The following is a 14,038-nucleotide window of genomic DNA, read 5'->3' on the forward strand; positions in this document are numbered from 1 at the left end:
ATCGACGACGGCCCCGCCGCGGACGCGAGCGCCCCGGAGACCGCGGCCGACGACGGTGGCCGAGCCGCGCCTCCCGGCCCCTCGGCCGACCACGTCGTGACCGGACCCGGTGGCGGACTCGCGTGGTTCGAGGACGGCACGATCGACGGCGCCGACGTCGCGGTCTTCGCGAACGAGCTGCTGCCGGAGCTGCCGGGGCTCGGTGTCCGCACCGTCGTGCAGGGCGAACGCGTCGACTACGAACGCTTGAGCGGACGGCCGCACATCCGCGTCACGACCATGCCGTCGGACAAGCACGACTGGTTCGACCTCGGCATCTTCGTGACGGTCAACGGCGAGCAGGTGCCGTTCACGCCGCTGCTCCGGGCGCTCGCGAAGCGGGACCGGCGGATGAAGCTCATCGACAACTCCTACCTGTCGTTGGCGGACCCGGCGTTCGACCGGCTCAAGGAACTCATCGACGAGGCGCGCGACCTCGACGAGTGGGAACCCGACCAGCCGATGACGGTCACCCCGCTCCAGGCCGGACTGTGGTCGGAGTTCGACCAGCTCGCCGACGAGACCTCGCACGACGAACGGTGGCAGGCGATCGCGTCCGGGCTGCTCGGTGCCACACCCCCCGCAGCTGTCCCGGTGCCCGACACCGTGCACGCCGAACTCCGTCCCTACCAGCACGCCGGGTACGCGTGGCTGTCGTTCCTGCTGGAGCACGGCGTCGGCGGGGTGCTGGCCGACGACATGGGCCTCGGCAAGACGCTGCAGGTGCTGACGATGATCGCGGCCGCCCGCACGGACCCCGGCGCGCCGCCGTTCCTCGTCGTGGCGCCGACCTCCGTCGTCGGCAACTGGGCGGTCGAGGCGGCCCGGTTCACACCGTCGCTGCGGGTCACCACGATCGAGTCGACCTCGCTCAAGGACCCGTCGCTCGTCGCGCGCACCGCCGCCGAGTCCGACGTCGTCGTCACGTCGTACGCGCTCCTCCGGCTCGACGCCCCGGCGTACACCGACCTGCCGTGGGCGGCCCTCGTGCTCGACGAGGCGCAGTTCGTGAAGAACCCGCAGTCCCAGACGCACCGGGCAGCGGCGGACCTGCGGGCGCCGGTGAAGTTCGCGATCACGGGGACGCCGCTCGAGAACGGGCTGACCGACCTCTGGGCCCTGTTCCACATCGTCGCGCCGGGGCTGCTGTCGTCGTGGTCCCGGTTCGGGGACGACTACGTGAAGCCGCTCGGCTCCCCCGACCTGCGCGGTGCGGCCCGACGGGAGCTCACCGAGCGGCTCCGTCGACGGATCCGGCCGCTGATGCTCCGGCGGACGAAGGAGAGCGTCGCCGCCGACCTGCCACCGAAGCAGGAGCAGGTCGTCCGGGTGACGCTCGACCCCGCGCACCGGGCCCTGTACGAGCGCACCCTGAACCGGGAGCGGCTGAAGGTCCTCGACCTCATCGACGACCTCGCGAAGAACCGGATGATCGTCTTCCGGTCGCTGACGCTGCTGCGGATGCTGGCGTTGTCGCCGGCGCTGGTGTCGTCGGACGCGTCGGACGCGTCCGGGGCCGTTCCCTCGGCGAAGCTCGACCTGCTGCTCGACGAACTCGAACAGCTCGCGGCCGAGGGCCGTCGGGCCCTCGTGTTCAGCCAGTTCACCTCGTTCCTCCGGATGGTGGCCACGGCGCTCGACGACCGCGGTGTCGGGTACGAGTACCTCGACGGCTCGACCCGGCGGCGCCCCGAGGTCATCGACCGCTTCCGGAACGGCACCGCCCCGGCGTTCCTCATCTCCCTCAAGGCCGGCGGCTTCGGGCTGACCCTGACCGAGGCGGACACCGTGTTCGTGCTCGATCCGTGGTGGAACCCTGCTGCCGAGAACCAGGCGGTGGACCGGACGCACCGCATCGGGCAGACCCGGTCGGTGAACGTGCAGCGGTTCATCGCGGAGGACACCATCGAGGAGAAGGTCCTCGCGCTCGCGGCGAAGAAGGCCGAGCTGTTCCGCACGATGATCGACGACGACGCCCTCTTCGCCGAGGACCTGACGGCCGACGACATCCGCTCGCTGCTGGGCTGACGCGCGCCGGGGCGACGGCGCGTCGGCCGGGTGCCGGGGTGGGCGCCGGCCGTGCGCGGGCGCGGCATCGCACGGTGCGGCGTCCGTCAGCCGGTGCGGGCTTGCCCGCTCGGTGCGACGTTGTATGCGCGCACCAAGCGGGCAGCCGCGCACCAGCCGGCGAACCTCGCACCGTGCGCAGCACCGCGCAACCCGCCGGCCGCGCACCGGCCAGCGAACGCCGCACCGTGCGCAGCACCGCGGCGGGCACCGCACGGTGCGGCCTCCGTCAACACGTGCGGGCTTGCCCGCTCGGTGCGACGTTGTAGGCGCGCACCAAGCGGGCAGCCGCGCACCAGCCGGCGAACCTCGCACCGTGCGCAGCACCGCGCGACACGCCGACCGCGCACTCGCTGGCGAACTCCGCACCGTGCGCGGTGTGGCGAGGGGCGCGACCCCGCCACCAGGCGGCGGAACCCTCGCCGCGCGGGACGGGAGGCGCGGGTCGGGCCCGCACCGCGCCTCCCGTCAACCTCCCGTCAGCCTCCCGTCAGGGAGCCGGTGCGCGAGGGGTGCGAGCACGGGTCAGCGGGCGAGGGCGTCGATCGCCGAGACCTCGTCGGAGGACAGCTCGATCCGGGCACCGGCGGCGTTCGACCGGATGCGCTCAGGGTTCGACGACTTCGGGATGACGACGAAGCCGTGGGCGACGTGCCAGGCGACGATGACCTGGGCACTGTCGGCGTCGTGCGACCGGGCGATGTCGACGAGCGTCGGGTCCTGCAGGTTGCTCGCCTTGAAGGGGCTGTAGCCCTCGAGGACGACCCCGCGCGACGCGAGTCCGTCGGCCACGGCGCCGTCGTACTCGACGGGGCTCCACTTGATCTGGTTCACGGCCGGGGTGACCCCGGTGGCGCTGTTGAGTTCGTCGATCTGGGCGAGCGAGTAGTTGCTGACGCCGACCGCCTTCGTGAGGCCGTCCGACTGAGCCTGGACGACCTGCTCCCACACGTCGGGACGCGCTTCGCCGTTCGGCGGCCAGTGCACGAGCCAGAGGTCGAGGTGGTCGAGACCGAGCTGGTCGAGGCTCTCCTCGATGGTCTGCCGCACGCGGTCGGCGTTGTCCGGCGGCAGCTTGGTCGTCACGAAGATGTCGTCGCGGGCGAGTCCGGAGTCGGCGATCGCCCTCCCGACGCCGCGCTGGTTGCGGTAGCCGGTGGCGGTGTCGATGTGGCGGTAGCCGGCGGCCAGGGCTTCGCCGACGGCGGCGGGCGCATCAGCGTCCGCGATCTGCCAGGTGCCGAAGCCGAGGAGCGGCATCGACCCACCGGTGACGGACACGGACGGGTTCGCGTAATCGGTCATGCGTCGTGTCTACGCCGTGCCCGCGGAACGGTTCAGAGCGAGGCGGTCCACTCGGCGACGGTGACGACCTCGGCCTGCCGCGGGAAGACCTTCTCGGTGAGGACGCGGTGGACCTCCGCGTCGCCGTCGGTGCATGCGTCCGAGAGAACCGTCACCCCGAAGTCGAGGTCCGCCGCCTGACGCAGCGTCGAGAGGACGACGCCGCTCGTGGCGATCCCGGCGAGCACGAGGTCGCGGACCTCGAGGCCGCGGAGCAGCACCTCGAGGTCCGACCCGGCGAAGGCACTGACGCGGAGCTTCGTCACGACGAGGTCGTCGTCCCCGACACCGAACGCGCAGTGCACGTCGGTCGCCCCCGGAGCCTGGGCACCGATGCGCTCCCGCATCCCGCCGAACATCTTGTTCGTGCGCGCGGCCTCGGGTGCGCCCGGCCGGAACGCCACGCGCACGAAGACCAACGGGATGCCGCGCTCACGGGCGGCCGAGACCGCTGCCGTCGCCGCAGCCAGGGCCTCGTCGGTGCCGAGTCGTTCGACGATGCTGTTCTGGTAGTCCATGACGATGAGTGCGGTGCCCACTTCGTGGACGCTACTCCGGCGGGCCGGGCGGCCGACCCTCCGCCGGGGTCCGGGGCGATGTCCGAGGTGTCCGCCATCATCGACGAGGCCGTCCGGCCCGCACCACCGCACCACCACGAGTCCCACCCCCGCATGACGTCCCGTCGACGCCGCACCCGCACGAGTCTCACGTCCGTCCTCGTCCTCCTCGCACTCGCCGTCGGCGGGTACGCGCTCCACACCGCCGGGGTCCTGGCACCCGATGCCGAGGCCGCGGTCGGCCCGACGACCGCCTCCGCGGCGTCCGACGCGCCCACCATCGAGGCGGAACCCTCGGCGACGGGGACGAGCCGCGCCTCCAGTCCGGCGCAGCCGCAGGACGGAGCGCAATCGCAGGACGGAGCGCAGCCGACCGGTACGGCCGCGGCCCGCGCGGACGCGGCCACCGCGCGGGCGCAGCTCGGGGCACTGCCCGTCAAGGGCAAGGCGCCCGCCACCGGGTACGACCGGGTCGCCGACTTCGGCACGGCCTGGCTCGACGTCGACCACAACGGGTGCGACACCCGCAACGACGTGCTGGCGCGGGACCTCACGGCGATCAGCCGCCAGGGTCCGTGCCGGGTGCTCTCCGGGACCCTCGTGTCGCCGTACACCGGGGCGAGGATCGACTTCGTCCGGGGCAACACGACCTCGACGCTCGTGCAGATCGACCACGTCGTCGCGCTGGAGAACGCGTGGCGGACCGGAGCCCAGCAGCTGTCGCAGCAGGAGCGGGAGGCCCTCGCCAACGACCCGGAGAACCTGTTCGCGGTGGACGGCCACTCCAACTCGCAGAAGCGGTCGGGCGACGCGGCGACGTGGCTGCCGGCGGACAAGGCGTTCCGCTGCACCTACGTCGAGCACCAGGTGTCGGTGAAGTCGAGCTACCGACTCTGGGTGACCCCGGCGGAGCGGGACGCGATGACCCGGATCCTCAGGAACTGCTGAGGGGACAGCTGGACAACAGGTGTAGCCTATCTTCCCTCGATGCGAACGCATCGTTCGGACTCGCTGCTCCACCGCGGACCCCGAGCCCTTCACCGTCGAAGACCGCAGGAGGCCTCCACACCATGACCGCACCCAGCACGTCGACCGCCCGCTTCGCCGACCGCGTCGTCCTCATCACCGGCGGCGGCTCCGGCCTCGGCCGCGCCACCGCCGTCCGCCTCGCCGCCGAGGGTGCGTCGCTCTCGCTCGTCGACGTCTCCGCCGAGGGCCTCGAAGCCACCACGGCCGCCGTCCTCGAGGCGACGCCCGACGCCGAGGTCCTCACCACCGTCGCCGACGTCTCGGACGAGGCGCAGGTCGAGGCGTACGTCACCGCCACCACCGAGCGCTTCGGCCGCATCGACGGGTTCTTCAACAACGCCGGCATCGAGGGCAAGCAGAACCCCACCGAGTCGTTCACCGCCGCCGAGTTCGACAAGGTCGTCTCGATCAACCTGCGTGGCGTGTTCCTCGGCCTCGAGAAGGTCCTCAAGGTCATGCGCGAGCAGGGCTCCGGCATGGTCGTCAACACCGCGAGCGTCGGCGGCATCCGCGGCATCGGCAACCAGTCCGGCTACGCCGCGGCGAAGCACGGCGTCGTCGGCCTCACCCGCAACTCGGCCGTCGAGTACGGCCGCCACGGCATCCGCATCAACGCGATCGCCCCCGGTGCCATCTGGACGCCGATGGTCGAGAACTCGATGAAGCAGCTCGACCCGGAGAACCCGCGCAAGGCCGCCGAGGAGTTCATCCAGGTCAACCCGTCGAAGCGCTACGGCGAGGCCCCCGAGATCGCCGCGGTGGTCGCGTTCCTCCTCTCCGACGACGCCTCGTACGTCAACGCCACGGTCGTGCCGATCGACGGCGGCCAGTCCGCCGCGTACTGAGTCACGCGGCCCGGCGCGCGCCCGCCTCGGCGTGCGCTGGGCGTCGGCCTGGAGGCGCGGCGCACCCCCGCCACGCGTGGCAGGCTGCGGACATGGCTGAGCAACTCTCCGTGCCGCAGGCGTTCGCGCTGCTCCAGGTCGAGGCCGACGGGCACTGGTCGACGGACGTCCAGACGCTCGACAACGGGCTCGCCGGAGCCGTCCTCGCAGATCTCGCCCTGCGCCGGGTCGTCTCACTGCGGGACGGCCTCGTCCGGGTCGTCAACGGTGCGGCCACCGGCGACCCGGTCCTCGACGGCGTAGTCGGCACCATCGCGGCCGCCGACAAGCCCCGCCCGGCGAAGTGGTGGGTCACCCGCATCGCCAAGCGACCGCTACGGGACGACGTGTTCGCCGGACTGATCGCACGCGGCGTGATCACGCTCGAACAGGGGAAGGCCCTCGGCATCTTCCCCACGACGAAGTACCCCGAGCGGGACGGCGGACCCGAGGCACTGCTCCGCGCGAGCATCGGAGACGTCCTGGCCGGACGCGCCGAACCCACGGCGTTCGCCGCGGCGGTGATCGGTCTGCTCGACGCGACGAACACGCTCCGCAAGCAGTTCGGCACGGTCGACCGGGCCCGCCTGCAGGAGATCACCTCGGGCAGCTGGGCCAGCCCCGCCGTGAAGGCCGTGCTCGAGGACATCCAGGCGGCGGCCATCACGGCCGCCCTGATGGCGAGCACCGCGGCCACGACGGCGGCGATCTCGTCGAGCTGAGGCCGACGGCTGCGTCCGGCGGAGTGGTTTCGTTCCGGCTTCGTGACCGTCCTGGTTCGCGATCCCCGGCTTTCGCGAACCAGAACGGTCAACAGCCCCGCACGATCGCCCCTCCCGTCCAGTCCGCGCCTGCCGCACGCCGCCCGGACGAGCCGGTCGGACGTGACAGCATGGTCGTCGATCGTCAGGAGAGCACCGCATGAGCACCAACGACCACTCGGGATCGGCCTTCGGTCGAGGCGTCGACAACGCCCCGCCGACCGCGGCCGCCGAACTCCGCCGGCGGATGGCGACCTCGCCCGCAGGCTTCCTGCGCAGCGCCGCGTGGGTGCCGTGGCGGCCCGAGGGGACTCCGGACGGTGGGAGCGTCGCGCACGTGGTCATCCGGGACAAGCCGTTCGTCCCGGTCTTCACCGACCCGGCCGAACTCGCCGCCGGCCTACCTGACTCCGAGGGACGGCCGATCCCGATGTCCGAGCTCGTGACGGCCCTGCCGGAGGAGTTCGGCATCGTGGTCGACCCGACGAGCGCTGCGGACGCCAACTTCCTGCACGCGGACGTCCTGGCGACCATGCGCGCGCGGTTGCGCAGCGGCGTCCCGTCGACCGACGAGGACCCCGACCGGAGCGACCCGGGCGCCTAGCGGGCGCTGAGACCGGGCTCGACGAGCTCGATGAAGCGGGAGAGCAGCGACAGCCCCGAGATCGAGGGTGGCAGGCCCGTGGCGAGCGCCGGCGAGTAGACGAGGTACGCCGCCCACTTCGCCCGGGACAACGCCACGTTCAACCGGTTCGGCATGAGCAGGAAGTCGAGTCCCCGTGGGATGTCCGCTGCGCTCGACGCCGCGAGCGACACGATCGACACGACGGCCTCCCGACCCTGGAACAGGTCCACCGTGCCGACCTGCGTCCCCCGGAGTCCTGCGCGGTCGAGGGCCTCGCGGATGACCGCGCCCTGCGCGTTGTAGGGCGCGACGACGATGACGTCCTCGTCCGTGAGCACCCGTTCGGTGTCACCGTCGACCCAGCGACGTCCGACGACGTCCCGGGCCAGCTCCACGACGCGGGCGGCCTCTTCCTCCGAGGACGTCGTGTTGCCGACGTGCGTGATCGGCACCGGGTGCACGCCGGCGTCGATGCCCGCGAGGTGTCGGCCGGAGACCATCGAGGCGAGCTGCCCGTCGTAGGACAGGGCGGAGACCGAGGCGGTCAGAGCGGGCTCCATCCGCCGTGTCCGCGCCAGGAAGTACCCGAATGCGTCCGGCAACACGTGCTGACCGTCCGCGAGCCACCCGAGCGCCGACTCGTCGACCGGTTCGGGGTGCGAACCCTGCGACACCTGCGGGAGCTGCTGCGGGTCACCGAGGAGGAGCAGCCGGGTCGCCGCCACCGACGAGGCGATCGTCGGCGCGAGCGAGAACTGCCCGGCCTCGTCCACCACGAGCAGGTCGAGGGAGCCACGGGCGACCGTCGACTCGTTCGCGAAGGTCCACGCGGTGCCGCCGACGACACCGCCCGTGCCCGTCTCGGCGCACGATGACAGGAACGCGGCGATCGCGGCGCCGTTCTTCACGGCGGTCCACTCGGCCGACTCGACGTCCTCGTCCGTGGTGCCGGCCTTCGGGACCTTCACGACGCGGTCGGGTGCGACGCCGGCGCGCACGACCGAGTCGAGGAAGTTCTCGCTCGTCGCGTGCGACTGGCCGACGACCCCGACGCGCCAGCCGTGCTCGCGGACGAGCCGGGCCACGACGTTCGAGCCGACGTAGGTCTTGCCCGTCCCGGGAGGTCCCTGGATCGCCAGGTACGACCGGTCGAGGCCGAGCAGCGTGGTCACCACCGCGGACACCGTGTCGTCGCCCTGCACGGGCATGATCAGACCCCGCGGCGGGACCCGTCGGAGCAGGTCGAACGCGGGGTCCGGCAGCATCGCCGGCAACGCGTCGAGGACCTGCTGGCCCCACTCCCCGATCGCCTCGGGCTGCGGCTTCGCGCGCGGCGGAGCTGCCGGTGCGAGGGCGACCGGGAAGTCGTGGTGCGGCTCGCGCCCGCCCACCGGGAGGCTCTCCTTCACGATCACCTCGAACGCCTCGCCGTTGTCGAACGCGTCCAGCACGACCGCGCGAGCCGACGCGCCCTTCGATCCCGGTGCCGGAGCGGTGATCGACGGCGGGAGCGGGTCGTCGTACACGAGGTGGGGCGTGCCTCCAGGCCGGAGCCGCGAGCCAGGCGCGAGCGTCCCCGACAACCGGAGCTCACGTGACTGCGAGCGGGCACGCGGCAGCGTGTCCCAGTCTCGCTCAACCGATGCCCGCTCGACGACGAGGACATCGCGGGTGTCGGCCCAGTCGTCCACCGGGTTGCGGAGGCGGTCGAAGTGGTCCTGCCAGAAGGTCTTCGCCTCGCGGCGGTGGTAGTCGATCGCGGCTGCGGCGAGCGCCAGCGCCGTCTGGTCGGGCGTGCGGTCGAGGGCGTCGACCCCGTCGAGCGTGGCGGCGAGCGCCGTGTACACCGGGTTCGGCTCGCGGTCGACCGGGATCGGCGGCAACAGCTCGACCGTGTCGTCGACCTCCGGCGCCGGGGACGCAGCGCGGAGCGACAGCAACCAGTCGCGCAGGCGCAGGGTGGAGCGGCAGTCGTAGGCGTTGTAGTCGGCGACCTCGTCGAGCATGTGCTGCCCGGCCGCTCGGTCGCCGTTCCGGAGCTCCTCGATCGCGTCGACGTAGGCGGTGATGCTGTCGGCCGCGTTCGTGACGTCGCTCAGGCGCAGGTCGGACCCCATGTACAGCGGCTCGAGCTTCTTGATCGAGTAGCTGCGGCTGCCGACGACGAGTGCCTTGCGGACGATCGGGTAGAGGTCGACGAGGACACCGGCCCGGAGCAGGTCGTCGACGGCGTCTTCCCCCACACCGTGACGCGCCGCGAGCGAGAGCAGGTGGGTCCGCTCGTACGCCGCGTAGTGGTAGATGTGCATGCCCGGGTGCTGTTCGCGTCGGGCTTCGACGAACGCCAGGAAGTCCACGAGCGCCTGCCGCTCGTCGCGGATCGTGTGCGCCCAGAACGCCGTGAAGCGGGCCTCGGGGTCGACCAGCCCGAAGAGGTAGTCGAGTCCCCAGTGCACGCCGTCCTCGGTGTGGAGCGGGTCGCCCTCGAAGTCGAAGAAGACGTCGCCCGCGTCGGGCTCCGGGATCGCGTCGAGGGCGCGCGGGTCCGCCACGTCGAAGACCGGCGCGCGGCCACCGCTCGTCTCGGACTCGACCTGGAGGCGCGCCTGACGCACCAGCCTGGCCTGCGTTCCGCGCGACATGGCCGGGACGGCCGCGGTGCGGTCCGCCAGCTCGTCGATGGTCCGCACCCCGGCCCGGATGAGCTTCGTCCGCTGGTCGAGGCGCATGCCGGCGACGAGCACGAGGTCGCGGTGGTCCGTGACCTGGGTCGTGCAGATCGGGCAGCGGCCGCAGCTGGCGTATCGCGGGTCGCCCCAGGCGAGTTCGTCGTCCGCCGCCATCCGCTCGGCGATCACCCGCTGGAGTTCGGCGCGCTGCGTCCGGTACACCGGGGCGATGTCGGCGAGGTCGTGCGTGGTCGTCGTCCGGTCGCCCAGCACGAGGTGCACCTGCTCGCCCGTGGGGATGCCGTGCGCCTGCATCTGCTCGGCGTAGGCGGCGAGCTGCAGCAGCGCGCTGATCTTGGCGTGGCGGGCGAGCTTGGTGTCGTACACCTCGTACGCGCCGCGGTCGTTGCGGATGATGAAGTCCGCGAACCCGATGAAGCCGGGGGCGTCGGGTACCGCGGGGCGGTGGAACGTCGGCTGGTAGAGGACGTCCGCGCCGTCGCGCATCGCTGCGAGCGCCTCGTCTGCGGCGCGGGCGTAGCCGGCCGGTGCCGGACGGTCGAACTCGACGACCTGGTGCGAGCCCTTGAGGATCTCGAGGTAGTCGAGCTCGTGCTGGTCGCCGAGCCGTGCGGTCCGCTCGAGCATGTCGTCGTGGACCTCGGGCAGCGGTTCGCCCCGGCCGAGCTTGGCGTCCAGGCGTCGGAGGAACGCCCACTCGCACGCTGCCCAGGTCGAGAGGTCGCTCGGGCTGAGCAGGACCTGCCCGTCGCCGCCGATCTGCATGCGTCTCCCCCGTCTCGTCGGTGCCCTGCGAGCCTAGGGCTGCCCGCCGACACCGCGGGACGGCGGGAAGGCGCCGCTCCCAGGGACCGGGACCGGCCGCAACTTCATCGGAAGCTCCTCGAGCTGCTGGTGGAGGTCGTCCCGGAGCGCAGCTGCGAGGAACCAGTATTGATCGGGCCCCGCAGCGCTGTCCTCCAGATAGCCATTACAGAGTTGGATCATCGCGGTGAGTGTTCTCTGAGCCGCCTCCTTGTGCACGAGCTTGGACCTCGTGTCCCGGATCACTTCGCGGGCAGAGACGATGCTGCTGTTCAGCTGAGCAAAGTCGGCGAGTCCTGCCGCACCCGGCACGATCTGCGGCGTCGGAATACGGAAGGCGCGACGCTCGCTCAATGACAGCGCGAGCTCGCGCAATGCCTGCTGCTCGACCTTCGCGCGTTCGATTCGGTATGCGCCGTACCCGACCAAAGCTGTCAACACAGCTCCGGCAACCGCGCCGATGAGCGCCCCAATCCAATCGACGTCCACTTGCACCCCTGTCTCTTCAAAGCCTAATGATGGGGCTTGTCACGCCTCGATCCGGACGAACCTCGGCCCCTCGTACCCGTCCCGCGACACCCACGCGGTGAAGTCCGCGAGCGACCGCACCCAGTGTCCCCGCTCGCCGTAGAGCGCCTGGTAGACGACGACCGGCTCCTCGGTCTTCACGTCACGGGCCACGAGCATGACCTCGTACTCCCCGCCCTTGAAGTGCCGGTACCGTCCGGGCATCACGTTGTCGATCATGCTCCCGATGTTAGGGCCGGTGCGGTCCCTAGACTCGGCTCCATGACCGAGCCGGCCGCACCGAACCTGGCCTCGACCGCCTCGTAAACTTCTCCGACGCGACCGTCGCCATCGCGATCACGATCCTGATCCTCCCGCTCGTCGACCTGGCCGGGGAGCTCACCGGGGGGGGCGGCGATCTGCTGCAGGAGCACTGGCCGGCGCTCCTCGAGTTCTTCATCACCTTCTGGGTCATCGCCCGGTTCTGGACGCTCCACCACCAGGTGTTCGAGCATGTGCGGTCGTACAACCTCCGTGTGATGCGGCTCAACTTCGTGTGGCTCGTGAGCATCGCGTTCCTGCCCTTCGCCGCGAACCTGCTCAACACCGAGGTCGAGGGCGACCGGGTCGCACACGCCCTGTACCTGGGCAGCATGGTCGTGACGAGCCTCACGCTGACCGCGATCGAGTGGGAGCTCCGCCGCTCCCCGGAGCTGCTGTCCTCGCCGTTGGGCGACTGGCGGAAGGGTCCGATCGCCGCCGTGCTGCTCGCCCTCGCGCTCGTCCTCTCGATCATCTTCCCATCGGTCGGCCTGTACTGGGTGCTCCTCCTGGTCCTGCAGGGCATCCTCGCCCGACTGCTGCCGACGCCCCGCGCCTGACCCGACCGAAGCAGACGCCGCCCACGCGCCGCGGCCCGTCACACGCGGTCATCTCGGTGCCCGACGGCCACCGGAGGACGTACCGTCACGGCATGACCGTCGCCTCGGCCGTCGCCGTCCTCGTGGGAGTCCTCGCACTCGCCACGGTCCTCGGCCTGCTGCTGCGCTCGCGGACCGGTCGAGCCCGCCGGACGCAGCCGCGTGACCCACACACCACCGCCACGGACCCGGCCACCGCCGACCTCGCCCCCTCCGAGGCGTTCGGCACCGACGCGACCCTCGTCCAGTTCTCCACGCCGACGTGCGCCCGCTGCCCGGCCACCCGTCGTCAGCTCGACGCCGTCGCCGCCGCCAACCCTGGCGTCACCCGCCTCGAGATCGACCTCGCCGAGCGCCCCGAGCTCGCCCGCCGCTTCGCCGTCATGCAGACCCCCACGGTCCTGCTCCTCGACCGGAGCCACGCCGTGCACACCCGGTTCGGCGGTCCGCCCCGACCGGCCGAGCTCACCGCAGCCCTCGACACCGTCCTGACAGCAGCAGCACCGACCCCCGGAGACGAGTCCCCATGACCGCCACGAACGACCCCGCCCGCGGCATCGATCCCCGTTCCCCCAGGTTCGGCGCCGCCATCACGACCGTCCTCCTCGCGGCGACGATCGTCCTCAGCCTGATCCCCGCGACGTGGGCGGCCGGCATCGTGCTGCTCGCCGCGATCGTCGTCCTCTTCGCGATCGGCGGCATCGCCGGCATCCGCCGCCACCCGTACGGCGCCCTGTTCCGCCGGTTCGTCCGCCCGAGACTCGCTCCGCCCGCCGAACTCGAGGCCCCGGAGCCCCCGACCTTCGCCCAGCAGGTCGGCCTCGTCATCACCGCCCTCGCCCTCGTCCTCGCGTTCGTCGGCGTCCCGTACGCCGCCACGGTGGGCGCCGCGATCGCGCTCGTCGCCGCGTTCCTGAACGCCGTCTTCGACGTCTGCATCGGCTGCCTCCTCTACGTGTGGCTGGTCCGCGCGGGCGTCTTCCGCCAGCGCACGGCCGCCTGATCACGGGCCAGGAGGCGCGACCCACCCACGCGACGCACGTCGCGTCGTCGAGGTGATCCGCGCCTCCCGGCCTCCCCGCACCGGTCTCGTAGGCTGACCGCATGGGGGAACACACTGCACCAGCGCGCCCGACCGCCGACAGCACGACCGCGGAGGCGTAGCCGTGGCGTACACCGACGCCTCCACGGTCCTGCTCAAGAAGATCGCGACCTACCTCGCTGACGACGAGAACTCCGGCGCGTCCGACATCATCCCCGGCTACGCGCCCCCGACCAGTTCCCGCCCGAGCCGTCGGATCGAGGTCGGCGGGCGCCTCACCCTCACGCCCGAGGTCCTCTGGTTCACCGCCCACCCGCTCAACTTCGCCCGCTCCGACTTCGGGATCCCCGGCGACGAGATCGCCCGACTCGACGACGTGTCGAGCGGCCTGCGCAAGAAGGTCCGGCTCACCCTGCGGACCGGGATCGAGCCGACCTTCCTGCTGTGGGGCATCCCTCGCTTCATCGAAGCGGTGGAGCGGGCGCGCAGCGCGCTCTGAACAGACGGACTGGAGGCGCGGCTCGCCCCCGCCTCGTCGGCGACGGCGGAGGATCCCCCCACGACATCCTCCCCCGCCACCGCTCGAGCGCGCGACGGCTCAGTGCGTCGCGAGCGCCTGCTCGCTCAGCGCGACCAGGTCGTCCGCACGCAGGCTCGGCCACCCGTGCAGGGCACGACGACATCGTGGCGTTCGGGGTGGCCTCCTTGCGAGCTTCGTACGCCGGGCGATGCTGCCGCTGCTCGTCGACACGGGGTCGCGCGCGGCCGT

At 71.9% G+C, this 14,038-nt stretch carries 14 protein-coding genes and 1 pseudogene; 10 read left to right on the forward strand and 5 right to left on the reverse strand.

Annotated features, from left to right (window positions below):
- Positions 1-2,067, forward strand: a 2,067-nt coding sequence (locus ACNQOV_RS10580; protein ID WP_416394456.1) for a DEAD/DEAH box helicase, incomplete at its 5' end; no start/stop codon positions are given.
- 564 nt (positions 2,068-2,631) lie between these two features.
- Here the strand turns inward: ACNQOV_RS10580 and ACNQOV_RS10585 are convergent.
- Positions 2,632-3,411: an aldo/keto reductase gene (locus ACNQOV_RS10585; protein WP_416394458.1), complete on the reverse strand. Its 780-nt coding sequence runs from the start codon at positions 3,409-3,411 to the stop codon at positions 2,632-2,634.
- 32 nt (positions 3,412-3,443) lie between these two features.
- Positions 3,444-3,989, reverse strand: a complete 546-nt coding sequence (locus ACNQOV_RS10590; protein WP_416394459.1) for a cysteine hydrolase family protein — start codon at positions 3,987-3,989, stop codon at positions 3,444-3,446.
- Positions 3,990-4,046: 57 nt separating this feature from the next.
- On the opposite strand from ACNQOV_RS10590, the gene ACNQOV_RS10595 reads away from it, so the two are divergent.
- From ACNQOV_RS10595 to ACNQOV_RS10610, 4 genes are all read left to right on the forward strand, one after another.
- Entirely contained in the window at positions 4,047-4,955 is a 909-nt protein-coding gene (locus ACNQOV_RS10595; RefSeq protein ID WP_416394460.1) for an HNH endonuclease family protein, read from the forward strand.
- Between the two features lie 122 nt (positions 4,956-5,077).
- Entirely contained in the window at positions 5,078-5,881 is an 804-nt protein-coding gene (locus tag ACNQOV_RS10600; protein ID WP_416394461.1) for an SDR family oxidoreductase, read from the forward strand.
- Between the two features lie 92 nt (positions 5,882-5,973).
- A complete protein-coding gene (locus ACNQOV_RS10605) occupies positions 5,974-6,642 on the forward strand; it encodes a GOLPH3/VPS74 family protein (RefSeq protein WP_416394462.1) in 669 nt (222 codons plus the stop codon).
- 199 nt (positions 6,643-6,841) lie between these two features.
- Entirely contained in the window at positions 6,842-7,285 is a 444-nt protein-coding gene (locus tag ACNQOV_RS10610; RefSeq protein ID WP_416394463.1) for an SseB family protein, read from the forward strand.
- Here ACNQOV_RS10610 and ACNQOV_RS10615 read toward each other — a convergent pair.
- The 3 genes from ACNQOV_RS10615 to ACNQOV_RS10625 are packed head-to-tail and all read right to left on the reverse strand — an operon-like array spanning position 7,282 to position 11,547.
- Positions 7,282-10,761 carry a TM0106 family RecB-like putative nuclease gene (locus ACNQOV_RS10615; RefSeq protein WP_416394464.1) on the reverse strand — a complete coding sequence of 1,160 codons (3,480 nt, stop codon included), beginning with the start codon at positions 10,759-10,761 and terminating at the stop codon, positions 7,282-7,284. The two genes, ACNQOV_RS10610 and ACNQOV_RS10615, sit on opposite strands and share 4 nt — an antisense overlap.
- Positions 10,762-10,794: 33 nt before the next feature.
- The gene (locus tag ACNQOV_RS10620) at positions 10,795-11,289 is read right to left on the reverse strand and encodes a hypothetical protein (protein ID WP_416394465.1); all 495 of its coding nucleotides are present in this window, start codon (positions 11,287-11,289) and stop codon (positions 10,795-10,797) included.
- Positions 11,290-11,328: 39 nt separating this feature from the next.
- Positions 11,329-11,547 carry a DUF1653 domain-containing protein gene (locus ACNQOV_RS10625; RefSeq protein ID WP_416394466.1) on the reverse strand — a complete coding sequence of 73 codons (219 nt, stop codon included), beginning with the start codon at positions 11,545-11,547 and terminating at the stop codon, positions 11,329-11,331.
- A 128-nt stretch (positions 11,548-11,675) separates the two neighbouring features.
- On the opposite strand from ACNQOV_RS10625, the pseudogene ACNQOV_RS10630 reads away from it, so the two are divergent.
- The 5 genes and pseudogenes from ACNQOV_RS10630 to ACNQOV_RS10650 all read left to right on the forward strand — a co-directional run.
- Positions 11,676-11,831 (forward strand): annotated as a pseudogene (locus ACNQOV_RS10630) (TMEM175 family protein); the annotation flags it as partial.
- 12 nt (positions 11,832-11,843) lie between these two features.
- A complete protein-coding gene (locus ACNQOV_RS10635) occupies positions 11,844-12,188 on the forward strand; it encodes a hypothetical protein (protein WP_416394467.1) in 345 nt (114 codons plus the stop codon).
- 92 nt (positions 12,189-12,280) lie between these two features.
- A complete protein-coding gene (locus ACNQOV_RS10640) occupies positions 12,281-12,757 on the forward strand; it encodes a TlpA family protein disulfide reductase (protein WP_416394468.1) in 477 nt (158 codons plus the stop codon).
- Positions 12,754-13,230, forward strand: coding sequence for a DUF4395 domain-containing protein (locus ACNQOV_RS10645; protein WP_416394469.1), 477 nt, complete (start codon positions 12,754-12,756; stop codon positions 13,228-13,230). The genes ACNQOV_RS10640 and ACNQOV_RS10645 overlap by 4 nt, the downstream gene beginning before the upstream one ends.
- Positions 13,231-13,393: 163 nt before the next feature.
- The gene (locus tag ACNQOV_RS10650) at positions 13,394-13,768 is read left to right on the forward strand and encodes a hypothetical protein (protein ID WP_416394470.1); all 375 of its coding nucleotides are present in this window, start codon (positions 13,394-13,396) and stop codon (positions 13,766-13,768) included.
- Positions 13,769-14,038 lie beyond the last annotated feature (270 nt).

Origin of the sequence: Curtobacterium sp. LFS084, assembly GCF_047977705.1 — a bacterium.
Classification (GTDB): domain Bacteria; phylum Actinomycetota; class Actinomycetes; order Actinomycetales; family Microbacteriaceae; genus Curtobacterium.